A 24,023-nucleotide genomic window follows, 5' to 3' on the forward strand; every position below is an offset into this window, starting at 1 on the left:
TCGCCATCAAGTGTTCGATTTCACATTAAAATCATTGGCTTACGAAGTCGCCAAGAGCAACGCCACACAGGCAACTGCCTGAAAGGGCCCGACACGCACGAACGATAAGATTCAGGTCTCTTGCCACCGCATTGCCGCAGCCAATGCTGGCGGACGCTCCAGCGATCTCGCTAGGGCGTAGAAATGAAGCGAACAGCGACGCCTGCTTCCTCCAGGAGATCGACAGACACACGAAATCCCTCGCCCCACTGCGGGTCCGAGAAGTCCGGAGCCAGGCTAACGAGTTCCGCTATGCCTGCCTGCACGATAGCCCGGGCACAGTCTACGCAGGGAAACCACGGAAGGTACATGCGGCAGCCAGCGAGGGGGATCCCGTTGCGGGCAGCCGCATAAATGGCATTCCGCTCGGCATGCTCAGTCCAGAAGTACTTGGCCGGCCGCTCATGCCGGTGGTCGTGGTCATCATTTAGGCCGCGCGGGAACCCGTTGAACCCAATGGATCGGAGGCTGTTGTCCGGGGCCACAATCACGCAGCCGACCTGACGGCTCCGATCCTTGCTCCAGCCAGCGACGAAGCCAGCCAGCTCCATGAACCTCTGGTCCCAGTCAGCCATGAAGCTCGCCCCCCACCGCTACGGGTACCGGGGCGTAAAGTTTCTCCGCCTCGTTCAGGCACCCGCGCCACAAGTCCCGTTCCCTGAGGCGCTCGGTCGCGAGGAATAGCGCCTGCACGCAAGCCTGCACGAAGAACAGCCAGCCAGCGGGCGCGATCGAGGGGTCCACAAGCAGGCTTGACCTCAGTTCACGCGCAATCCGGTCGGACCTCGAGATTGACTGCGCTCGCACGGCGATCGCGGTCCTCGCCTGCTCCCTAAGCTCCGGACCCGCGATGGTGGCAAGCTCGACCAGCGACCTTGTCGCGCCATAGCGAACGTCCTCGTCGGGATCGTTGTCGACCAGCTCTTGGAGGCAATGAAGCGCCTCTTGCCTCGGTACTGCCCCGAGTACGTGGGCGATCCTCCACCTGACCGTTGCGTTGGGAGAATCAGCAAGCCATTGGGCCAGCTGGGGCAAGATCCAGTCGCGGTCGACGACCCTCTTGGCGACGTTCGCCACGGTCCAGCCGAGGATGGAGTTGTCTTCGATGATCTTCGCCAGTGTTGCTGGCTCAATGGCCTGTGTCTCGGATATGCGAAACACTTCCTTCCATTCGTTGAACCAAGGAACATCGGAGCCGATGGCATCGACTACGGCGCAAAGCTCGGCGAGGGTCGTCGCCTGTCGAAACGGGACTGCTGCCTGGATCTGCATAAGGCGCAGGGCGTCCGCTGCGCGCTGGCGAGTGGCAATGACAGGGTCGAAGCACTTGTCGCCGAGCATGGCGAGGATCACAGTCCGCATCTCGGCGCCCACCGGCGTGTCGCCTTGTCGCCTTTGCGCGAGAGCGTAGCCGGCTGCATAGAGGTTCCAGTCATAGAGCTTCTGCAGGAACAAGTCCGCGGGCCTCTCCGCGAGCTGCTCGAACGCCAGCTCGACTGCGTCGAACGAACTGGCATCGAAGCTTAGCTCCCGGAAAAGCCCTGGCGTCCAGAGCGCTGAATCCAGTCGCGCGACATGCGTTGCGGCAAGGAAGTCATGGGCGATGTGGTGCTGGAAGAAACCGTTCGTGCCGTCGATCTTGATCGCGCCGGATTGCTCCAGCTTGTCGAGGATGGGTTGGCCGACCTTCTCCCCAAACGCCACGACGTCGAACATCCGGGATCGTGCAGCGGAGTATGCGGCAAAGCAAGCTTCGGCGACTGTCCCAACCTCGGCATCGGTAAGCCCGAAGTGCTCGTGAACCATCCGATCCAGCATCGCCACACGCCCCCCGCCGGAGGCTCCGGATCGCAATGCTGCATCAAGGAAGAATGGCGAGGACCGCAGGTCATTCTCGACCACAGCAGCATCCTTGGGCAAGTGCCGGCGGATCTCGTCAGAAGCCAACGGCAGTGGCGTTCCAATCCACCACCGGGTCGGGCTCGGTAGATCCCTACGGACGAGGCGATCCACGACGATGACCGAGGTATTCATGTAGTACGCCACGATCTCGTCGAGCACCGTAAGTACTTCCAGGCCAGCCTTGGCGGTAATCTCGTTCAGGCCGTCCACGAATATGATCTTGCGAACGTTGGGCGGCAGGCGATCAAGGTCGATGATGCCGAGCCCAAGCCCTGAAAAGCGGCGGACAAGAAAGTCTGCGCCAGCCCCGACATGGTCCTGGGTCCATTCCCTCCAGCCCTCGTAGTCCGCGCCTGTCCACTGCTTCAGGTCGATGAATACCGGCACGATGCCAGCATCGATCGCGCGCCTGAACAGGCGTCGTAGCAACCAGGTCTTTCCATCCCCGCCACGACCAGACAGGATTGCCCGTCCTGTGGAAAGCGAGTGGTCGAGAACCTCCTCCTCGCGAAGCGTTACACCAAGCTCGCCCGCGAAGATGCTGTCGTAGGACCGCGACCAGCGAGTGAGGAGTGAGAATGCCGGCTCATGCGCCTTCCACGAGGCGGCGAGGCTGCGCGCCAAGGCGACGACCTGTTCGCGAAAATCCTCTGGCTTGAGCTGAGGCATGTCAATTCCCTCCAATATCGAGCGGGAGGGTCTGGACGAACTGCCTTGCTACCAGCGCGGCGGCGTGCGCGGCGAAGGACTTCCATTGTGCGCGCTGCTCGTTGTTTTCCCCGTCGGCAACCAGGTCCGAGATGCCCCTGATGATCACATAGCGAGGGTGGTACCAGAACGATCCCCGCCCGTGGCAGACGGCCCTGGCCATCCCGATGGACTCCATGTCAACTGCAAGTGGCTTGTCGAAGGGCTCGAGCAACTGCTTCTGCACGGGGCTGTGGACGTCCCCCAACACCTTCTCGGCAGACACAATTCCGCCCACGTGGATCTTGCATGGGGCGCCCGCATCCGGGGGCTGGTGGTCCGCGTCCAGCGCGTCGCGAATGCTGAAGGTCTTTGAGATCGGCGCGCATACGTTCTTGCGCAGGGGTTCCGACGGATGGTCGATAGCGTAGCTGCGAACCCTGGCGGCGTTATTGTCGATCTTGAGGAACTCTACGTAATTGACCTGGTCAGCGAACACGACGTCGCCGGTACGAATTCCGTCCCGGCCTTGGTTTTTGTCATCACAAAGGCCGCCCGCGACGCCCAGCAGGATCATCACCTGCGGACGCAGGTCCTCCATGAAATCGGTGGCATCGGCAGATATGGGCACGTTGGAGCGGTCCGAGGCCTGGATCAGAGCCAAGTCCCACTCCCTTATGCCTTGGTCGCAATCCACGAAGTAGGGCGTCCCGGGAATGTTGTGGTTCAACCCGAAGATCGACTTCGCGGCCTCGAATTCTTCCTCAATGATCGTGATTATCCCAACCCTGACGCGTCCGACGCGTCCCGTCGGGGCAACTCGCTTCGCGACCTCGATCGTTGGCGCTTGCCGGGATCCCAAGAGGGAGGCGAGCAGGCGCTTCACCAGCGGGCCCCCGGTCGAATCTGCATGCCTAAACGTCTCCAACCTCAACGGCTCCCATTGGCATCGGCAGGCCATGAAGGCAATCGAATATTCCCCATTTGTTCCGTCTTACCTTCTGCTTTGGCCGTATGACACCTATTCGCGGCAGGGAAAGTGATACCTCAGATAGTTGCCGGGGCGGGAGGTGCCATGTCCTCCTCAACCGCGCGAAGCGCATCTGCGCCCTTCTCCGCATGATAAATGGCATCGATCGCTATCATGGCGGAGAGGCACTCTGCGGGACTGCTCTTAGGCGGTTGCATCGCTGCGCTTGAGATATACGAGAGTAGCAAATGCATCGTTTCGAAAAAGTAGTCCGCACGGCAGTTTTCGACGGCCTTAATCTCGAACAGATTGCCGAGCTGGCCCTCCAGCTTGCCGCCTCCGGCAGTCAGCTTAATCTTGGAGATGCCACTACGGCGGATATCGCTTCGACGGGAGGCCCGACTAGCCTTTCGACCCTGTTATGCCCTCCAATGCTCGTCGCGACCGGATGGCTGGTGCCGAAACTGGGAGTGCCAGGCCGCCCAGCTGGTGGTATCGACGTGCTCGGAACAATTCCCGGCTACCGGACAGCACTTGACGCCGCGGCAGCCGGCCGACTGCTTGCGAATTGCAACTACGTCCATGTCGATGCCGGCGGTACCTTCGCACCGGCGGACGCAGCACTCTTCCGATATCGACAACAGGTCGGAGCCCAGGCTGTCCCCGATCTCGCAATCGCCAGCTTATTGTCGAAAAAAGTCGCGATGGGGGTCAAGCGGGTCGGCCTGGAGGTGAGAGTGGCGAGCCACGGCAACTTCGGCTCCGATTTCTCCGAAGCGAGGCAGGCCTCCCGAAAATTTTGCGAAGTGGCGCGCATTCTCCGCATGGAGCCAGTCTGCCTCTTGACCGACGCGAGCCGACCATTTCAGCCGTTCGTCGGTCGTGGGGAAGCGTTGCTTGCCCTCAAGCTTGTTCTGGATGGCGACGAAAATGCTTGGCTTGCCGAGCATGTCGAGGCCTGCGCCTCGATGGTGTCAGCGGTCGGCGGCCCGGCAGAATTCGATCGCAGGGGAATGTCTAAGGCCGCCATTCGCAACATTGAAGCGCAGGGCGGGACCGAACACGCATTTCGGAAATATGCCGACGAGATTGCAGTTTGTCATAATCGCCCACTCGTTGCTGACACGACGGGACATGTTCGCTACGATCTCGACAAAATCCGCACCGCGGTCATGCAAGCGCAGGGTACGTCGCCCGGCTATCCTGACGATGCCGGCCTGTTTCTTCGGGCCCGGCCCGGCGATCGTGTCGAGCCCGGGGAAGAGCTACTGTCTATTCGTTGCCCGGAGGCTACGAGGCGGACTTTTGAGGCCGCGCTGCGGAGTGCGATTACGATCGACGCGACGCCGACTGGCTCGCCGCCTGTGGCGATGGAGTGTGTGAATGTCTGAAAGTGGGAAATATTGCTGCTTCAACTGCCCCTCCAACGACTATTCACGCAAGCGGCTGTCGGACGAATGTCCGACCTGCGGCAAGGAATACGGATTCCCGCTGACTTCGGCGCCCACCAAGATCGACAAGTTCGAGGTCGAACGGCCCCTTGGGCGGGGCTTTTACGGAGCTGCGTTCGTCGGGCGGCGCTCCGGTCCGATCCGCCCGCAACGTGTGCTCAAAGTCACTCCGAGGGCGATGTACGAGAAGTTCGGCAAAGACTTTGAGGAAGAGGTTCGCCGCCACGCAGAGGTCGCCGCAGGTGCGGAGTTCATCGTGGGCGTGGAGGATATGTTCGATGCGGACATCGACTTCGGAGGTACGGTGCTTCCGTGCCATGTTGTGGAACTGGCGTATGTCGATGGGGAGCCGCTGGAAGAGTATTTGTCGGGCCACCTGCCCCTCGGCGCTGCGCAGGCTGCGCAGATCGCATGCGACCTATTCAGGATGCGCGATGAGTTCGAGCTTCGCCTCAAGCACCACAACGACCTGCACGCCGCGAATATCGTCGTCGAACAGCTGCCGAAGGCAGCCTGGCGCCGAGGCGATGCGATAGAACCCGGTTTGCGGGCGAAGGCGATCGATTTGGGATCGGTGGCGGCCGACCGTCGTTCGGGAGGCATCCACGTCGGCGACATTCACTGGATCGGCGAACATCTACAGCGCATGGCCGAGCGCCTGCTCCTGGACGGCGAGGAGGCTGCCGATCTCGACAAACGCGTCGCGCTCAAGCTTCTCGGGATCGCGCAGTCGCTAGCTGCGACGACCGAAAATCAGCGCCCTCCCTCAGCCGAGGACATGGTTCGGTTGATTCGCACCGAATATCATAAGGTCGCGGAACCGTGGCGCCCCTGGCGCGAGAATCTCGTGCTGCGCCGATTTGAAGAGTCCTACAACGCGCAGACGATGGACGCATGGTACGTCCCGCAACTGCTCGTCGATCCCGAGAACACCTGGGTCGACCGCGTGAGTGCTCCCGGTCCCTTGGTCATGACCGGGATGCGGGGGTGCGGCAAGACGATGCTGCTCCACTCAGTTCAGTTCCATGCGCGCGCTGCAGTACGGTCGGGAGAGAGCGAGGCAGACGCTCTTCAGCGCATCGGGCAGGACAAATACGTGGGCCTGTTCGTCTCGGCACAGCGGCTGATACCAATACGAAAGGACGAAGTTCGACCATCCGCCGAGCAGTTGTTCGCGCGGTTGGTGGTTGCGTACGCCGCAGCAGCGGCGCGTGCTTTGGCGCATCTCGATGACCTCGATCCAGCCGCCGTCGAGCCAGATGCCGCAGCGGCGATTGCGCGAGCGGTTGCTGAAGTGCTCGAACCGGCGCCCCTCATCCCGGAGCCGGCGACGATCGAGCAATTGGAGCGCTCGCTCGTTGACCTTTTGGTTCGGCTCAGCAGGGTCGACAGCGAATATCGCATCGCAACCACACCTGCCATCGCATTTCCCCATCTCGCGTCAGCTGTTCGCGCTTCCGCCGTGGTCTGGCGCAACGCGCAGGTGTTGTTCCTGCTTGACGACGTATCGACACGCTATCTCGACACAAGTCGGATCGAAGAGTTGCTGTCGGCTCTCATCTTCCAGCACGCCGACTGCGCGTTCAAGCTGACCTCCGAAGCACAAACGATCTTCCTCACGCTCAAATCGCCTGGTGAGTTGCACCCGGCCGCTGCGGGGCGCGACTTCCAAACCTTCGATCTCGGCGCTGAAGTATATGAGCGGCTGAAGCGACCGGGTGGGGGGAGGGATTTCGTCAACGCGATCCTTCTGGCGCGTTCGCGCTTCAATCCGGGTCACCCGAACGCCGAGCCGAAGGATGTACTCGGCGACATCGATCTCGAGTCCATCGCCCGCGGCATCGTCAGCACCCAGCCGACGTCCGGTGACCGCAAGAAGCTCTATCGCGGGTTAAGCGCACTCACGGGTGTATGTGTCGGCGACATCGGAAGCGTGATCCAGATTTATCAGGCTATTATTGCGCGCGGAAGCAAGGAGCTGCCCGTACCGGCGCAGCATCAGAGCGCCGCGTTTCAAGACTTCTGCGCGCGCTACCTCTACCATCTCGATCGTCGCGACAGCGATTTGAAGGCGGTGGCGATGAGCTTCGCTGAGGCGTCCTACCATTTGCTGATGCAGTCGGGCAAAGACCCTGGGTCGAAGCGATTGCGGCAGTACACCTCGATCTATGTGAGGATCACGTCCGGCGACGTCGAGGAACAGATGGCGCGGCTTCGCGAACTTGTCGATGCGGGCGTCTTCGTGTTTACCGGCGCGGCGCCGCGCACGAAGACGCGCGACTCTAATCCCACGCAGCAGTTCCAGCTTTCCTATCGCAAGCTCTATGGCTTGGTGAATTCGATCGGGCTCGCAGAACGCGATCGGTTTGAACTCTCCGGAGAGGGTTTGGAGGAGTGGCTTCGCAAGCCCAAGGCCGGAAAGGAAATCCTTCTTCGCAACTTGGCCACGTCGGATTCTTGGGATGAGGCCGAGGAAGCCTCGGTGCCATCGGTCGAGCGGCCGCGTGAATTCGTCCGAATACCACCGGTGCAGCTGATGTTCCCCGACACGTCGCCTGTTCAAGATGCAGACGCCGAGCCGATCGTTCTCTCGGCGCTCGAGATGCCCTCGGTTAAACGCCTCCAGCTCGCCGGAATGCCCAGCGTCGTCGATACCCTCTTGATCGGCCTGGGATTTGAGGATCGCACGCCGATATCCTTCGACCGACTGCTCAGTGCCACGCGGCCGAAACGAATCTTGGCCGCCCGTTACGCAATACCGGGACACGCGGACGGTATGCTGGCGAAGGCCGCAAGCGAAGGTATCGTGGTCGAAGAGCTGCCTTATGATGCGGTGCGAAGCGGGACGCTGCCCAAGCTCGAAGGCGAAGTGGTGGTTGACATCACCGGGCTCGCTAAGCCGGCCCTTTTCAAAATGGTGCGCTCCGGCTTGTTGGATCGTCGGTCACTGACGATCGCCTACACCGCAGCTGAACGATATTCGCCAAACGAAGCCGAACTGCAGGCGGTGCTCGACGCGCATGCATCTTATAATCGGCACGAGACGCTCGCCGCGCTCAAGTCGGTGCTGACTGGGGAACAGGGACCGTATAGCCCGATTTCGCTGCTCACGACCGAGAGCGACGGAACGCGCAAGCGCGGGTTGTGCGCATTCGCCTCTGCCAAGCATGAGCGCATACTGCATCTGATGGAGGCCCGAGAATATGACGCGGTCGAACTTATGGTCGACGCGGCCGACACAGCCCGTGCCAAGGTTGCCGAGATGGCGGGGCGAGTGGCGCTGGAAGAAAGCCGGGCGGGTGAGTTGGTTTCCGCAGATGCTTCCGATCTTGAGGCGATCCTGTCGATCATCGCGCGCACTCATCAAAGCTGGTATGTCGATGGCGGCTTTAATTTCGAACTCGGCCTGACGGGCAACAAGATCCAGGCAACAGCGGCAGCGATCCTGAGCTCAATCCTTCCTGTGAACGAGGTCTGGTACGTGGCGCCCGCGACATTCGATGCCAATCGATTCACCCAGGGTGTAGGCGAGACCACACTCTACCAAATTGAACGACGCGATCCGCTTGGCTGAATTACAAGCGGTCTTCCTAAGATGCCCGATCGGCCAGAATAGCCGATGGGAAGTCAAATAACTGATTTGTCATGAAAACCGTCGACCTCGTTCTCGCCCGCGCCTCGGCATCTGCCAAGCCTTCACGATGGCGCGCCGTTTTCTACCCACGTCGCCGAGGTCCTCTACGACGAAGATGCCGGCCTTGGCGCGAGCGGACGATATCAGCGCGACGCCCGGCCAAGAGCGTTGCTGCCGGGCGTGCTGGAATGACAGCTCTTTCAGCGTTCAGTGCGAGGCGGAGATTAGCTTCGAGGCCGTGATGCCGGTGGACAGGCTGCCGGTAAGGTAGCGGGCCGCCCGCTCGATCTCGGGGAACAGGGTTTTCTCGTTGATTCCGAGCTTGTCGAGCTCATCGAGGATCTTGGCCTTTCGATCGCCAACGACGGTGATCCGCTCCACCCGGATGCCCACTCGATTGCTGTCGGTCAGCTCCGAAGTAAGGCCGAAGGCGAAGAAGGCTCCGGATTGCGCCAGGATGCGCTTATTGCTCTGCTTCGGCTTCACCAGGACGATGTCGTTGAGATCCGACGGCACGATCTCCGGCTCGAATCCCGTCTTCTCCTGCCGAATGAAATGAAGCAGCCGCTTGATTGGCAGCTCGGCATTGAAACTGTCCTGAGGGAGGGACGTGTCGATCTTCTCCTTGAGATCGTATCGGAGCCTGGCGAGGTTCGCGATGCAGCTCACCTGATCGCTGTCGAAATAGCGGATGCGCGCGCGACCGACCGCAAGGGCGACGACCTGGCCGTCCGCCTCCACGGACCTAGTCCTCTTGCCGGATCCGGGCACGGTCACCCGTCTCTTGACGCTTTCGCATGCGAAGTAGAGGGCCACCAGCGGGTTCATTGAGACGTCGAGCAGCCGCGTCGGCAACGAGTAGTGCTGCATCCGGACCAGCATCTCGAGCGCGCTGGCGTCCGTAACGAAGTCTTCCGGATGGGCGGCGACCAGCTCGCGCAGCAGTAAGTGCTCGTTCTCGCGCGTCACCGCTTTTCGGAAGATCGACGGCGAGAGGGTGTAGCCGGCGTTTCCGTGGCCGCGATAGGTCACGATCCTGGACGGATCCGCGGTCCGCCCCAAGATCGCCTCGATGAACTCGCTCAGCGACGAAACCGTCGTCATGCTTCCCCCAATGTGTTTCCGGCCGCCGAGTCCGGAACTCGATCCCCGACATAGGCAATTCTACCGGGCGCGTAACCTGCCCGCCCCATGCACCTCCGATCCATTCATTTTGGAGAGACCCTGAGCGCCCACGAAGAACTGGACTTAACTTTCCATTTTTACGTATCCGTTCATAGTGCCTTGGGGAGCGGGTCGAAAATGGCGAGAGGAGCACCGCGCTCGGGGGGCGCATCGCAGATGGACGCCTATCTACACTTTCTCGGACGGCCTCGCGCGTGAGCTGGTGGTATCCCAAGAAGTCGCGGGCCGACGAACTGACCCGGCGGCTGCAGCGCTTGGAGGAGGCCTTCTCGGGCGGCCTGGACGCGGGGTCCGATCAGCTCGCGCACCTCTCCCAGCGGCTCGCGCAAGCACTCGAGCGGTCCGACTTTCCGAGCGCTCAGATCGGCCGCTGGCTTTGGATCGCCTCGCAATATCGGCTCCACGCCGCAGCCGAGCCGAAGATCGCCGCGCTTGCGGCCGGAGCGCTCGTCTTCCTGGAGGAGGCGCTCGAGCGGCGCTCGCTCGACGACGACGATCGCCGTGAGCTCAACTGGATCCTGGAGACGGCGGTCGGACGCCTCGCCGCTCATGTCGGCCCCGCGCACCTCAAGGGTTGCCTGAGCAGCGAAGAGCTGCGGCAAATCGACGAGCGACTCTCGTCCTACGACGACGCCGAGCCTTTCGACGTCGACTCCGTCGTGCTTGCAGTTCGACGCCAACTCACCGTTCTCCAGAAGCTCGGCGGCCTGGGCGACTGGACCAGCCTCTCGACCAAGACCGACGCGCTCATCGCCGCCGCGCGGCGTCCCGGGCACGAGAATGCCCCGGCGCGCAGCGCGCTGCGCTATCTCGCCGAGCTTCACGACGTGGTCGCCGACGATGTCGGTGTCCTCGGCCTTATAGACGACATCTACGTCCTCGAATGGGCATATGCCGCGGTCGAGAATCAGACGTTGTGCCTGCCGATCCTCGAGGCCTTGTCGGGACGTTGGCCGTTCGTCGCGACGCTGGGCCTCGGAGCGCGCGGTGCTCCGCTCGATCGCTTCGGGCGCTACGTCGTCTGCGCAGCGCTTAAGACTCTCGCTGCTCCTAGCGCCGGCGCGCTGGTGCTGCGCGAGACCGGCCCCTATCCGGTCATCGCCGCGGTCGCCGCCGCGGTCGAGGCCGCGAGCACTCAGGCCCTCGCCTTCGAGGAAGAGATGGAGCTTTGGCAGCCCGGCTGCCCGGTGACCGTCGGCGACGGCACGGTCACCTTCCATGCCCGCTGGGGCGGGCCGATCCAAGGCACGGCGCGACCGCGCTATCGGCTCCATGTCGCGGAAGCGGGGAGCATCTCGGTCGGCGAGGAGGTTCTGCCTTATCTCGCCCGCGCGCCGCGCGAATGGAAGCGGCTCGCGAACGGCACCCACATTCTCACATGGCTCAAGGACCGCAACGTCGACGGGCTGATCGGCCTGACGGGAGACGGGCGCAGACGCCCCTCGCGCTACGAGGCGGTCCTCCTGCTGACGTCGCGGGCCAAGCTCGACCGCTACCTTCCCGCGCTCAGTCCCCAGGGATTGACGCCGGCGGCGCTGCTCGGCGCTTGCTGGATCGACGGCCAGGGTCGTCCGCACGCTCTGCCGGGCAGCGCCAGCGACCGTCCGCTTCTCTACGCATGCGGCGACATCGGAGCAGCCGCCGACCTCCTGTCCGATCCGCCCGAGCATATCGACGGCTGGCGCGTGCTGGTGGACGGCGCGACGCCGGGCCGCACGCTTCATGCAGCGCTCGCCGCGTCGGGCCGCCTCGACGACAGCTGGCTTTGCGTGTTCGCGCAGCTTCATGAGCGCGAAGCCGTGAGCGCACTCGTAGACCAGGGGCTTGCGGACGTCTGGTATCTCGAGGACCAGGACGTCGAGGTGCCGCCGATGGTCCATCCCGGCAAGTCGGCGGAAAGCGATCCGCTCGCCCGGTTCTTCGCCCGCCGCTCGGCGCATTGGCCCGCAACCTATACCGTTCGCGTCGGCGAGGACACGTTCCTGGACGCCGTTGCGGCTTGCCTGCGTCGCGGCAATGCGCGCCGCAGCGACGATCCGGCCTTGGACGCGCTTGACTTGACCGTCGCGGCCTTCCTGCGCCGAGCGACGGCGCAGCCGCTGCCGGACGACAACGATCGCCTTGCTCTCGAAGGCCTTGCAGCCTCGATCGTCGGCCAAGCCTCAATGCTTGCGGTCTACGAGCCCTATGCAGCCGAGGTTCGCACGCTGTTCACGGGCTTTGCCTCCGACGCGTCGGGCGGCGACAGGCGCAAGGCGCTGCTCGACCTGGCTGCCACGTTCGGCGCCGACGAAGCCGTCGCCGTGGTTTGCCGCTCGACCGCGACCGCTGACCGCTGTCGCGCCGCGGCGGAAGTGACCGATGCTCTTCGCGGGCTCGAATGGATGACCATCGAGGCGCTGCGGGCCTCCGCGCCCTACGATCGCGTGGTCGTTCCCGGCTGGCTCGGCCGTCATGCCATGCGCGAGCTCTCCAACATCGGCTTCGGGGCCCATACCGACATGCTGCTCCTGCCGTACGAGCGGGGATGGTACGAAAGGACCATATCCGCCGGCCGCCGTTGGGAGCGGAGGCTCGAACGCTCCACCGCGCAGCTCCTGAAGCGGATCGTGGACGGCGGACTGGGAACCGCCGAGCTGCGCTGGCACGAGCAAGCCTCTCGTCGCGTCGAGTTCCAGGCGGCCAACGACGTCGAGCCGATCGACGACACGCCGGAGACCGCTCAAGCGGAGGCGCGGGCGGTCGAAGGCATCCGCAGGGCGCTTCCGTCCGCAGCCTATCGGAGCGAGACGGCCAAGGCCCAGCTGGTCCTGTTCACGGATCCCGGCGCGTTCGCGCTGCTGCCGCCGACCGGCCACGTCATCGTCTTGCCCGAAGGCGACGGCGCCTCGACCGGAAACGGCGGCGAGCGTCGGCTGCTCGCCGCCGTCGCGGCGCTCACGCCTGGCATGCTGACCGCGCTCCCCCTGGAGACCGACCGCGATCTGGTCGATGCGTGGGCCGACCGGATGCTCGCCGACGGCGGCATGCTGCGTGCTCGTGCCGATCTGTGGAAAGTCGCGCTCAAGCGGCATTTTGCGGCGACCGGCGAAAGCTATGCCCGGTTCGCTGGCCGCATGGCCGAGGCCGGCGAGCGTCGCGATGCGCTGACGATCCGATCATGGGCGAACGACACGCGCAGCGTCGCGCCTCGCAGCTACCGTCGTGTCCTGCCGTTGATGGTCGAGCTGATGAACGACGCGCAGCTGCGCGCGCGCCTGGACGACACCGCGACGGCGATCGACGACGTGTATCGCGCGCGCGCGGATGCGGCCGACGCGATCGTGCGCGAGATTTTCTCGGGCGCCATCGATCTCTCGCAGCCGACCATTGCGTTCGAGGTCGAAGGGAAGCGCGTCACATATGCGCTGGCTCGGGTCGAGCGGCTCGGCGGCATCCAGGAAGTGCCGAGCGAGCTGGTGGGCCGACGACTGCGCCTTGCCGATCTCCCCGCGCAGGACGGCGCCGCGGCATGACCCGCATGCTCCCGCCCGTTTGCCCTGCCGAGGTCTCACGCGGCGAGACCCGCATGTTCGAGCTGATCCGCGACTGCCCCGGCAGTGACGATCTTGTATGCCTCCACTCGCTCGGCATCGCCCGGCATCTGCGCAAGGACTATGCCGAGGCCGATTTCGTGCTGATTGGCCCTGAAGGCATTTTCTGCCTGGAGGTGAAGGGTGGCGACGTCGAGCGCAAGGACGGCATGTGGCGGATCGGGCGCGGGGCGAGATCCTACACCTCGAGCGAAGGTCCATTCAAGCAGGCGCAGTCGGCGCGCTGGGGCCTGATCGGATATCTGGATCGGCGCCTCGGGCGCTCCGCACGCAAGGATGGTCTCATCGGCTGGGGTGTGGCCTTTCCCGATATCCGCTTCGATCGGTCCGATCCCGAGTGGGACCAGGACGTCATATACGACGTCCGCGACACGACCAGGCCGTTCACCGACTACGTCTACCGGCTCGCCCGCTATTTCCGTGAGCGAGCGGATGAGACGGGGCGTGTCGCGCCGGCGCGGCTGAGCGCAACGCGGCGCGAGGACTATCTGCAGCTGCTGCGCGGCGACTTCGAGGTCGTGCAAAGCTTGTCCGGCCTGCTCGCCGAGAGCGAGCGCGAGCTTGTTGCCCTGAGCCCAGACCAGCACCGCGTGCTCGACTATGCCCTCAACGAAAGCAATCCGCGCCTTTTGTGCGACGGCCCGGCGGGCAGCGGCAAGACTTTGATCGCGCTGGAGGCCGCGCGTCGGCTGGCCGAGACGGGACGCTCTGTTCTACTGCTCTGCTACAACGATAATCTCGCGCATTTCCTCAAGGTCGACGTTGCCCGAACCGCGCCGGGCGTGCGCATGGCGACGCTTCACGGCTTCTTCGGCGAGACGATCCGCGGCGCCGGGCTCGGCGACCGCCTGCGTGGCGGCGACGTCGCCGGATCAGCCGACACGTTCGACAAGCTCTATCCCGAGCTGTTCGAGAGCGCCTGCTCGATCCTGCTCGACGAAGGCACGCTTCCGCAATTCGATGTGATCGTCGTCGACGAGGCGCAGGACATTCTGACCTTTCCGTTTCTCGATTGTCTCAATCTCGTTCTGGCGAACGGCTTTCGTGGTGGCCGTTGGCTGATCTTTCACGACTCGGGGCCGCAATCGGGGCTGTATGGGCGCGTCGATCCGACGCTTCTCGACACGCTGCGCGGATTCGGCGCCTTCGCGGTCGAGCTCCACGAGAACTTCCGCAATCCCAAGGAGGTCGCGTTCGAGGCGAGCCGCATCGCAGGCATCGCCGAGCCCGTCTGCAGGCGCGCGCTGCGCTCGCCGGTCGACTACCGCGTCGTCGCCGATCCGAAGGACCAAGCGAAGCGCCTACGGGCGCTGCTCGTCGATCTGCTCAAGGAAGGAGTGCCGCCGGGAAGCGTCTCGATCCTTTCCTGGGTCAAGACGGATGCGTCGAGCGTCGCGCTGCATCCGCCCGACGTCGGCAAGCCGTTTCGACGCATCGAGGAGCACGGGAAGCCGGATCCTGAGGTCTTCACCTACGGCACCATCGCCGGCTTCAAGGGATTGGAGAACGATGTCGTGATCCTGACCGATCTGCCCGACCGGCTCGACGACGAGCGCGTGCGCTCCGCCCTCTACGTCGGTATGACCCGCGCGCGCACCAAGCTCTATGCTCTGGTCGGCGAGGCCTGGCTCCAAGCGAGGGCGGCACGATGAGCGCGCCTGCCGATCCGTTCGCGAGCTCGCGCGCGTTCCGCGACACCCTCGTCGCTTCCACCATCCGTCAGCTGTTCGGCCCGCGCCCCGACGATCCGGCCGAGGAGCAGGTCGAGCTGCTGAAAATTTCGCCGCTGCAACTCTATGCGACGGGCGTGCTCTTCCCGCAGAGGATGATCCAGCAGGTTCTCGAGGACAGCCGAGACGCGCCGACCGAGGACGAGGCGGAGACGCTGGAGGCGTTGCCCAAGGATGTCCCCGTCGTCGAGGCTCGCGCCGCGCGCCAAGACGGCGACGGGTCCGACGACAGGGAGCCGCTGAACCTTGCCAACGAGTTCAGCCCTTCGGCCGCAGGAATCTCCTTTGCGATCGGCGAGGCGGTTCCGCTCGTCGTCCGCGCGACATGGGCGACCTATTCCGCTGAATCGGCCGAGGAGGCTCATCCGTTCGCCGGCCAGACCAGGCTGGACGGGCGCCCAAATCCTTCGACGAGGCGCGTTCAGGCCTGGCGGCGCGTGCCTGGCGCGCGCGAGATCCTCCTGCCGAGCGCGACGAAGCTCGGCGCGCAGCCGCCGATCCCGCTCGACGCGGACGCGATGCTGACGCTGCGCACCACCGTTCGTCGTCGTGGCGACGACCGGCTGATCTACTCGTGCATGCTCGTCAACGAACGCCGCGCTCAAGGACTGGCCGCGCCGTCCTGCGGCGACGTCTACTTTCAAGCCGGGCTGAAAGTCGTGCATGGGGACGGCGAGGCGGTATTTCTACCGATCGACCGCAGCGTCGGCGAGGCGGTCGACGATCCCGAGCTAGCCTCAATGGATCTGCTGTTCCGTCATCGTCGCGCCTTCGCGCTGGGCCACGGTACCGCCGGCGATTGGAATCGCGATGAGGCCTTGTCGGAAAGCGGCGCGGTCGATTGGGTCGCCGCGGTCGCGGTTCCCGACTACGAGCTCAAGCCGATCCTTCCGCGCACCACGCCATTCGACGAAACCCGCGCGCTCAAGCTGTCGATGGGCTTCCTTTACGATGCGGGCGGAGACGACCCAGGCGTCGCTATTCCTGCGGCGGTGCGCGACCTCGCGCGTGACTACGAAAGCTGGATCGTCGCGCAGGAAGGCAAGATCGGCGATCTCGACGGGCAGCTGCTCGAGGCGGCGCGGGCCAATCTCGCCAACTGCCGCGCCTGTCTCGCCCGCATGCTGCGCGGCATCGATCTGCTCGAGCGCGAGGCCGACGCGCTCACGGCGTTTCGCTTGATGAACAAGGCGATGTTCGTCCAGCAGCATCACTCTCGGCTGCCGCGTCGCGGTCGCGAGGATCCGCTTCCCGACGGCCCGGGCGACGGCCGCGACAAGAGCTGGCGCCCGTTCCAGCTCGGCTTCATCCTGATGAATCTCGCCTCGGCGTTCGACCCGTCGGACGACGAGCGCAAGATCGTCGACCTGATCTGGTTCCCGACCGGCGGCGGCAAGACGGAAGCCTATCTCGGCCTGAGCGCGTTCACCATCATCCTGAACCGGTTGCGCGGGGAGGCCGCGGGCTGCACGGTACTGATGCGCTACACGCTGCGCCTACTGACCGCGCAGCAGTTTCAGCGCGCCTCGGCGCTCACGCTCGCCATCGAGATGCTGCGACGCGACCGTGACCTCGGCGCCGACCTGGGCGACGAGCCGATCTCGATCGGGCTCTGGGTCGGCCGCAGCCTCTCGCCCAACACGCGTGACGATGCGCGAAACCGCTTACGCCAGCTTCAGCAGGACCGGTTCGCGGTCAATCCGTTCCAGGTGCTGCAATGCCCTTGGTGCGGCGTTGACTTCACCGATCGAGCCAAGCTCGGCTACGAGGAGGCGCGTCCGCGAGACGGCGGCGCCCGCACCGTGGCGTTCGTCTGCCCCGATGAGCACTGCGATTTCTCCAGGGCGAAAGGCGGCCTGCCGATACGCGTCGTCGATGAGGACATCTATGCGGCGCCGCCGACCATCCTGATCGGAACCGTCGACAAGTTCGCCCAGGTCGCCTGGGACAACCGGACCGGCCGTCTGTTCGGGATCGGAACCGACGCGCCGCCGCCCGCGCTCGTGATCCAGGACGAGCTTCATCTCATCTCAGGGCCGCTCGGCACCGTCGTAGGCCTATACGAAACCGCGATAGACCGGCTCTGCTCGCGCGAAGGGCATATTCACAAGGTCGTGGCCTCGACCGCGACGATCCGGCGCGCCGCACAGCAATGTCGCGACCTGTACGCCCGCGACTGCTTTGAGTTTCCGCCGCAGGCGATCCGCTCGGGTGATTCCTATTTCGCCTTCGAGGACACCGACGCGCCGGGTCGCCGCTACGTCGGCTTCATGGGCAACGCGGTCAAGTCGCACCAGACGGCGTTGGTGCGCGCCTGCTCGCCGCTGCTCCAGAACGTCTGCTACCCGCTCACCGAAGATCAGGAGCGCGAGCGAGCGATCGTGGATCCTTACGGCACGCTGGTCTGGTACTTCAACTCGTTGCGCGAGCTGGGGCACGCCGCGACCTTGTGCGTCGGCGACATCCCGGAATTTCTCAAAGGCTACTGCCATCGCCACGGCATTCGCCCCGAAGCCCGTCGCTACATTCGCGAGATCGTCGAGTTGACGAGCCGCCGCGGCGCTGAGGAGATCCCCGCGATCTTGCAGCAGCTCGAGATCAAATGGCGTCTCAAGCCGTCCGGGCCCCCGCCGGTCGACGTGCTGCTTGCCACCAACATGATCGCCGTCGGGGTTGACGTGGCGAGGCTCGGCGTCATCGTCATGAGCGGGCAGCCGAAGGGCACCTCCGAGTACATCCAGGCGAGCAGCCGTGTCGGCCGCCAGGTGCCCGGCCTCGTGCTCACAGTCTACACCCAGACCAAGAGCCGCGACCGTTCGCACTACGAGCGCTTCGTCGCCTATCATCAGAGCCTCTATCGCAACGTCGAGCCGACCAGCGTGACTCCGTTCTCGCCGCAGGCGCGCGAGCGCGGCCTGATGGGCGTGTTCGTCGCGTTGGCTCGGCTCATCGCCGAGGTCGAAAGCCCCGACGCCGTCACGTCCTTCGGCGACGACGTCGAGGACCAGATCGAGGCAATCCTGGCGCGCGTCGAGGAGATCGACCGCGACGAAGCCGACGACACCCGCGCCGAGCTGGATGCGGCGCTTGCCGAATGGCGTGCCTACAAGCCCCCGGAATGGGGGCGGATGGGCGGAACGCCGACCGGTCTGACCCTGATGTACCCGTTCGGATCGGTGCCCGACGATACCTTCCAGCGCCACGCTTGGCCCGTGCCCACCTCGATGCGCAACGTCGACGGCACCTCGAGCGCCCGCGTGATCACGATCTATCCGACGCCCGCCGAGGAAGAAGCATGAAGGAACGCGCCGAATTTCGCACCTCGCAAGGCGTCGTCCCGTTTGGCGTCGGAGCGATCATCGACTTTCTCGACGAGTCCCTCATGTCCGCGGGGCTGGACGCATGGCCGTACGAGCTCGCCGACCCTTCGATGAAGCCGGAGATCCTCAAATCGAGCCAGGTGGTCGACGGCCGATTGGCGCGCCGGTTGAGCGCCGAGCTCGGGCGTCCGATCGATTTCTTCCTGAGCCCGACCGAGGCGCCCGACATCGTTCCGCGCGGCATCCCACATCTCGACCGCGCCGACATGCCTTTCGTCCGCTTCCCCAACTGGCATTTCTGTCCACGCTGCCGGCATCTGAAGCATGTGCCCTGGAACACGCCGTGGCGCTCCGAAGGACTGCGCTGCCACAATCCCGGCAGACGCGCCGAAGGCGAGGCGAAGCCGTGCTCGGAGCTGCCGGCCAAGCGCCGGCCGCGACTGTCGCCGGTGCGCTTCGTCGCCGCTTGCGAGGCGGGCCACATCATGGACTTTCCCTGGCACGAATGGGCGCATTCCGGCGACGCGCCCGCTTGCGCGGCCGAGACGGCGCAGCTGTACCTCTATTCGACCACCGCGGCAGGCCTGGCCGGCGTCGTCGTCAAATGCGTGAGCTGCGGATCGTCACGCTCGATGGCGGGCGCGTTCCAGCGTGACGCGCTGCGGGGCATGTCGGTGCCCTCTTGTCCGGGCGAGCGGCCTTGGCTCGGTCCCGACGGCACCGTCGCCTGCCCCTCTCTAGTACCGCAGACGATCCAGCGTGGCGCCTCCAACTCATATTTCGCCAAGCTGACGAGCTCGATCCTGATCCCGCCCTATTCGGCGAAGGTCCAGCAGGTTCTCGATCGCCCCGACATCTGGGACGAGATCACGTCGTTCACGGTCGAAGGAAAGCCGCATCTGCCGTTCCTCAAGACCAAGGCTCGGAACCTGGGATTGGACGAGGATGCGTTCATCTCCGCGGTGATCGAGCGGCTGAGCGGCGACGGAGCCGCGGCGATCGACACCTACACCGACGAGACCCGCTACCGCTTCGACGAGTACAAGGCTTACACGGGCGCTCGCCCGCCCGAACTGGAGCGGCACGATTTCGACACCAGGGCGTGCGATGTCCGCGGCTACGAGCCTTGGTTCGCCCAAGCTTTCGAGGCCGTCGTGCTGGTCAGGCGGCTGCGCGAGACCCGTGTGCTGACCGGCTTCACGCGGCTGGTGCCGCCCGACGCCGCGGGCGGTGCGCTCGCCGCGCTGTCGCTTGCACCCAAACGCTGGCTGCCCGGCTTCTCGGTGCGCGGGGAAGGAATCTTCCTCCAGTTCTCGCGCGAGAGGCTCGCCGCATTCAGCGCCCTGCCGGAGACCGAAGCGCGCGTCGGCGCGCTCCAGGCGCAGCTGCGTCGGATCGCCGTCGAGCGGGGACGCCCCGTCCGCGTCATCACGCCGGCGCATCTGCTCATTCACAGTTTCGCCCATCTTCTTATCCGCCAGCTGGCGTTCGAGTGCGGCTATGATTCTTCGAGCCTGCGCGAGCGCCTTTACGTCTCGGACGATCCCGCCCATCCCATGGCGGGCCTGCTCGTCTACACCGCGAGCGGAGATTCCGAGGGCACGCTGGGTGGACTGGTGCGCCAGGGCGAAGCGGGTCGCCTCGATGCGACTGTCAGGGCGGCGCTCGCCAACGCCGCCATCTGCTCGTCCGATCCCCTGTGCATCGAGAGCGAAGGACAAGGCACCAACGCGCTCAACCGTGCCGCCTGCCACGCTTGCGCGCTGCTCCCCGAGACCAGCTGCGAGGAAGGCAATCTGCTGCTTGACCGGGTGGTCGCGATCGGCACGCCCGCGAACCCCGGGCTCGGCTATTTCGGCGGAGTGACCATCTAGCGTCGGCCGCGTTCAGGCCGGAACCGTCTCCGGCTCGCCAGCTGGCGCCGCGGCCTTCTCCTCGCCGCGGGCGCGCCGCAGGAGAGGGGTCAGATATCGGATCAGCTGCTCGCCCAGCTCCACCGGGACCGCGTTGCCGATCTGGACCCCCGCCGCCATCAGGCCCCCGGAGAAGGTGAAATCTTCCGGAAACGTCTGGATGCGCGCCGCTTGCCTAGCCGTGATGCCGTGATGCTGGGTAGGATGCACGAAGCGGCCTTTGGACGGATTGATGCAGGCCGTCGTCATCGTCGGCGCCGGCTGCGACGGATCCATCCGCCCATAGACGTCCTTGTGTCCGTCATGATCGACATGGCAGGCCAGCAGTCGGCCGGACTCGCGGCGGCTGCCGCCGTTGAGCGGCGTGCGTCGAAAGGCTTCGATCAGCTCCTCGCTGTGCCGCATGTGCACGTCGTTCAGGTCGTCGGGCTCCGCAGGCGCGAACACATGCGCGCAGCTGCGCCAAGGCATGAGGCTCGGATCCTTCGCGCAAGCGCTCGGGCTGCCGTGGGTAGGTCGCGGCGGCCAGGCCAGGCCTCCGAGATCGAGCCCACGCTTCAATCCCAGGATGAACACCCGCTTGCGTCGCTGAGGCACACCGAAGTCGCGCGCATCGATGACCACGGGCTCCTGCACCTCGTACCCGGCAAGAGCGCCCTGTAGGTAGAAGCGATTGAGCGTCTCCGCATGCCGATCCCATAGCATGCCGGGCACGTTTTCCATTAGAAACACCGAAGGAGCGAACGCGCGCACGAATGCGAAGTAGACATGAATAAGATCGTTTCGCTCGTCGGCCACGCCCGAATCGTTGAGGCGATGCGTCGAGAATCCCTGGCAGGGTGGCCCTCCGAGCAGGAGATCGCAGGACTCCTCCTGCTTATAGGCCTTGCTGTATGCTGCTACCGGATCCATCAGTCGAATGTCGCCGGCCAGCACGATCGGACGCTTGGAAGCTTTGCAGAGATTGTTCCTGTACGTCTCTACCGCATGTTTGTTGCTTTCGACGGCGAGGCGAATCTCGAGACCGGCACGGCGCGCGGCAAGCGAAAATCCGCCCGCTCCCGCGAACAAATCGACGCAGTTCAAGGTTTTTTGGAGTTCTTCTTTAGATTGTTTATCCGTAGCCACGGAAATCGGTTCTAGCCGGCGCGCACGCCAACTGTCGAGAGCTGTCGTGCTCGACCCGGAACATTTTCAACTATCGGCCAGGCCGAGCCGATCGCGCAAGCGGTTTTCCAGCTCGGCTTCGTTTTTGAGCTCGCATTCCCAGACGATCAGCACGGTCCAGCCCAGCTCGTGGAGCGCGGCACAGGCTTCGCCGTCACGAGCAACGTTGCGCTCGAACTTCAAGCGCCAGCGCTCCGAATTGGTCGTTGGGGTTGACGCCCGCGAGCACCGTTGGTGGCGGTGCCAGAAGCAGCCGTGCACGAATATGACGGTGCGTCGCGACGGCAGAACGATGTCTGGAGTGCCGGGCAGATCGCGTCGGTGTAGACGGAACCTCAGACCATTACGATGCAGGAGACGCCGCACGTGCATCTCGGGCGCCGTGTCGGCTTGTTTCACTCGAGACATCAGCGCGCTGCGCGTACTGGCTGAGAGTCGGTCCATCGTTCCAACATAGCCTGTGGACGCGTCTATCGCATCGATCGTTTATGTCTCGTCACGGCTCGCCAACTCCCGATTATGCTCAGGGGATCGTCGGCCCGCCTCGCTGTCGTCCAAACCGCCAACTTACCCTATCAGACCGCATTAGCCCGCTGACCTGGTTGCCAATCTGCCGTTCGAGCACGGGCCGCCATGGCACGAGGGTAAATTCTCGCGACCGTTCGACGAGCGCGAACCGGCCGCTGGTCAGATCGACGCGCCGTGTCAGCCGCCCCTCCACCGCGCTGCCCATCTTCGGCTCGATGAAGGGCTTGCCCAGCTCGCCGGCAAGCCGCTCGCCCGCGCCGAGCAGTTCGCGGCGCTGGAGCAGCATGATCGCATTGGCGCGCAGACGAAGTTTTCCCCCGTCCACGTCCGCCAGTTCCTGTTCGATGAGCCACTGTCGTCGTGCGTCGAGCGCGGAGCGAACCTCGCGTCCGAATCCAGCGTCTCGGACCAGAAGCGGCGTGCTGGCGTCCAGCTCACGATCGAGCCAGGTCGCGGCGTCGGCCTTCTCGAGCCGCGCGAGCGGGAGCGCCGAGACGATTTCAATCGCTACCGGCTGATCGCGAAGGCCACGCGCCTCGTAGGCTGCTGCCCGGTCGAGATGGTCTGCCGCGATCGACCAGCTGCCGTCAGCGCTGCGCTCGACACCGGCGCCCGCCCGGCGCATCGCCTCCAGCCGCCGGACATGCGTCTCGGCGAACCCCTGGGTGGCTCCGGCATCATGCCGCAGATGGGCATCGATCGAGTAGCGCCCGCCATTGCCGTTCGCGACCTCGGCGATCGTCCGGTCGACTTCGCGCACGCCCGCACTGCGCGGCGCGATCCTGACGATCGACTCCTCGGGCGTCGGCTCGCTCAGATCGCCGCGGCCTATGTCGAGATAATGGACCCGGCCGTCGACCCCGTCGACGATCAGATAGTGGCGATCGCGATGTTCATCGGAGAAGCCGCGGTGGATTACGCGTCCGACGATCTCCTCGCCCGGCGTGTCGTGGATGCGGCGATCGACACCGGCGCGATCGAGCTTCCGTGCCGTCAGTTCGCGCTGCATCGTCCGGATGATGTCGCCGCGCTCGCCCATCCGCCGCAGCGTGTCCTCGATGCCGTCGGCGAGGCGCCAGCGTCCGTGCCCCAGGTCCTCCGCCAGGCCCATCGTGCCGAGCCTGCGCAGCCGGCCGGCCGCGACCGACTGCTGGAACGGGTCGTTGCTCGCCGCCGTCACCGTCCGCTCGTCGTCCATCCGCCTGATGAGACGGCGGTCGATCGTCGTCAGCCGCTCCTGATCGACATCGTGCCGCAGCCGGTTCTCGATCTCGCGATCGGTGCGCGGCCCAAGATCGACCGTCGCCAGCTCGGCGGCGCGTTCGCGAAAGCCATGGGCGATGTACTCGCGCGCGATGATCAGGTTCTCGCCGGACTCGTCGACGCCGCGCAGCATGATGTGGGTATGCGGCTGGTCGGTGTTGAAATGGTCGACCGCGACCCAGTCGAGCTTCGTGCCGAGGTCGTGCTCGGCCTGAGTCATCAGGCGTCGGACATAGGGCTTGAGGTCGGTGTATTCGGCGCCGTCCTCGGCCGAGACGATGAAGCGGAACTGATGCCGATCGCCGTCGCACCGTTCGAGGAAGGCCTTGCCGTCGGCCTGGTCGGCCTCCCGACCGTAGAGTTCGCCCGCCGCGCCCTCGCGGGTGACGCCGTCGCGCTGGATGTAGCGCAGATGCGTCCGGGCGCCGGGCAGACCCTTCGCGCCCAGCCTCACGAGCCGGGTCTTCACGATCGCGCGGCGGCTCCTCAGACCGGCGAACCGGTCGCGGCTGGACAGCAGGCGGCCGATGCTGGCGCCGCGGCCGATCCGGCTGCCGTCGAAGCGGCGGCCGACGACGCCGGTCCTGGCCCCGGCAAGTCGCGCCGCGACCACGATCCGGCTGCCGTAGCGCAGCACCTTC

13 protein-coding genes are annotated in these 24,023 nt (G+C 64.9%); 6 read left to right on the top strand and 7 right to left on the bottom strand.

Translation table 11 applies throughout. The features are described from left to right. Positions 1–170: 170 nt before the first annotated feature. The 3 genes from BGN95_RS23325 to BGN95_RS23335 are packed head-to-tail and all read right to left on the bottom strand — an operon-like array spanning position 171 to position 3,514. Positions 171–614, bottom strand: coding sequence for a deoxycytidylate deaminase (locus BGN95_RS23325; protein WP_286774165.1), 444 nt, complete (start codon positions 612–614; stop codon positions 171–173). Next, positions 607–2,610, bottom strand: coding sequence for a HEAT repeat domain-containing protein (locus tag BGN95_RS23330; protein WP_286774166.1), 2,004 nt, complete (start codon positions 2,608–2,610; stop codon positions 607–609). The genes BGN95_RS23325 and BGN95_RS23330 overlap by 8 nt, the downstream gene beginning before the upstream one ends. A gap of 1 nt (position 2,611) precedes the next feature. Continuing rightward, positions 2,612–3,514, bottom strand: coding sequence for a 5'-methylthioadenosine/S-adenosylhomocysteine nucleosidase family protein (locus BGN95_RS23335; protein WP_286774167.1), 903 nt, complete (start codon positions 3,512–3,514; stop codon positions 2,612–2,614). A gap of 332 nt (positions 3,515–3,846) precedes the next feature. Between BGN95_RS23335 and BGN95_RS23340 the strand changes: the two genes are divergently transcribed. Next, entirely contained in the window at positions 3,847–4,989 is a 1,143-nt protein-coding gene (locus BGN95_RS23340; protein WP_286774168.1) for a hypothetical protein, read from the top strand. Then, on the top strand, positions 4,982–8,623 hold the full coding sequence (locus tag BGN95_RS23345; protein ID WP_286774169.1) for an ORC-CDC6 family AAA ATPase: 3,642 nt from the start codon (positions 4,982–4,984) through the stop codon (positions 8,621–8,623). Before BGN95_RS23340 ends, BGN95_RS23345 begins: the two co-directional genes overlap by 8 nt. A gap of 267 nt (positions 8,624–8,890) precedes the next feature. Here BGN95_RS23345 and BGN95_RS23350 read toward each other — a convergent pair whose 3' ends face one another. Next, entirely contained in the window at positions 8,891–9,787 is an 897-nt protein-coding gene (locus tag BGN95_RS23350) for an FRG domain-containing protein (RefSeq protein WP_286774170.1), read from the bottom strand. A gap of 275 nt (positions 9,788–10,062) precedes the next feature. On the opposite strand from BGN95_RS23350, the gene BGN95_RS23355 reads away from it, so the two are divergent. The 4 genes from BGN95_RS23355 to drmB are packed head-to-tail and all read left to right on the top strand — an operon-like array spanning position 10,063 to position 20,385. Continuing rightward, positions 10,063–13,383, top strand: coding sequence for a DISARM anti-phage system protein DrmE domain-containing protein (locus BGN95_RS23355; RefSeq protein ID WP_286774171.1), 3,321 nt, complete (start codon positions 10,063–10,065; stop codon positions 13,381–13,383). A gap of 5 nt (positions 13,384–13,388) precedes the next feature. Further along, a complete protein-coding gene (locus BGN95_RS23360) occupies positions 13,389–15,113 on the top strand; it encodes a nuclease-related domain-containing DEAD/DEAH box helicase (RefSeq protein WP_286774199.1) in 1,725 nt (574 codons plus the stop codon). Continuing rightward, on the top strand, positions 15,110–18,490 hold the full coding sequence (locus tag BGN95_RS23365; protein ID WP_286774172.1) for a helicase-related protein: 3,381 nt from the start codon (positions 15,110–15,112) through the stop codon (positions 18,488–18,490). Before BGN95_RS23360 ends, BGN95_RS23365 begins: the two co-directional genes overlap by 4 nt. After that, a complete protein-coding gene (drmB, locus tag BGN95_RS23370; protein WP_286774173.1) occupies positions 18,487–20,385 on the top strand; it encodes an MrfA Zn-binding domain-containing protein in 1,899 nt (632 codons plus the stop codon). The genes BGN95_RS23365 and drmB overlap by 4 nt, the downstream gene beginning before the upstream one ends. 12 nt (positions 20,386–20,397) lie before the next feature. On the opposite strand, the gene BGN95_RS23375 is transcribed toward drmB, so the two are convergent. The 3 genes from BGN95_RS23375 to rlxS form a co-directional block, all read right to left on the bottom strand. Then, entirely contained in the window at positions 20,398–21,552 is a 1,155-nt protein-coding gene (locus BGN95_RS23375; RefSeq protein WP_286774174.1) for a DNA cytosine methyltransferase, read from the bottom strand. Between the two features lie 66 nt (positions 21,553–21,618). Continuing rightward, on the bottom strand, positions 21,619–22,035 hold the full coding sequence (locus tag BGN95_RS23380) for a very short patch repair endonuclease (protein WP_286774175.1): 417 nt from the start codon (positions 22,033–22,035) through the stop codon (positions 21,619–21,621). A 79-nt stretch (positions 22,036–22,114) separates the two neighbouring features. After that, on the bottom strand, positions 22,115–24,023 hold a 1,909-nt coding region (rlxS, locus tag BGN95_RS23385), incomplete at its 5' end, for a relaxase/mobilization nuclease RlxS (protein WP_286774176.1).

The organism is Sphingomonas sp. 66-10 (assembly GCF_001897045.1).
In the GTDB taxonomy this organism is placed as follows: domain Bacteria; phylum Pseudomonadota; class Alphaproteobacteria; order Sphingomonadales; family Sphingomonadaceae; genus Sphingomonas; species Sphingomonas lycopersici.

Bases quoted from the DNA above. Each gene is read 5' to 3' on its own strand.
- BGN95_RS23380 (WP_286774175.1), bottom strand. From the start codon at position 22,035: ATGGACCGACTCTCAGCCAGTACGCGCAGCGCGCTGATGTCTCGAGTG.
- drmB (WP_286774173.1), top strand. From the start codon at position 18,487: ATGAAGGAACGCGCCGAATTTCGCACCTCGCAAGGCGTCGTCCCGTTT.
- BGN95_RS23350 (WP_286774170.1), bottom strand. From the start codon at position 9,787: ATGACGACGGTTTCGTCGCTGAGCGAGTTCATCGAGGCGATCTTGGGG.
- BGN95_RS23340 (WP_286774168.1), top strand. From the start codon at position 3,847: ATGCATCGTTTCGAAAAAGTAGTCCGCACGGCAGTTTTCGACGGCCTT.
- BGN95_RS23365 (WP_286774172.1), top strand. From the start codon at position 15,110: ATGAGCGCGCCTGCCGATCCGTTCGCGAGCTCGCGCGCGTTCCGCGAC.
- BGN95_RS23345 (WP_286774169.1), top strand. From the start codon at position 4,982: ATGTCTGAAAGTGGGAAATATTGCTGCTTCAACTGCCCCTCCAACGAC.
- BGN95_RS23330 (WP_286774166.1), bottom strand. From the start codon at position 2,610: ATGCCTCAGCTCAAGCCAGAGGATTTTCGCGAACAGGTCGTCGCCTTG.
- BGN95_RS23325 (WP_286774165.1), bottom strand. From the start codon at position 614: ATGGCTGACTGGGACCAGAGGTTCATGGAGCTGGCTGGCTTCGTCGCT.
- BGN95_RS23360 (WP_286774199.1), top strand. From the start codon at position 13,389: ATGCTCCCGCCCGTTTGCCCTGCCGAGGTCTCACGCGGCGAGACCCGC.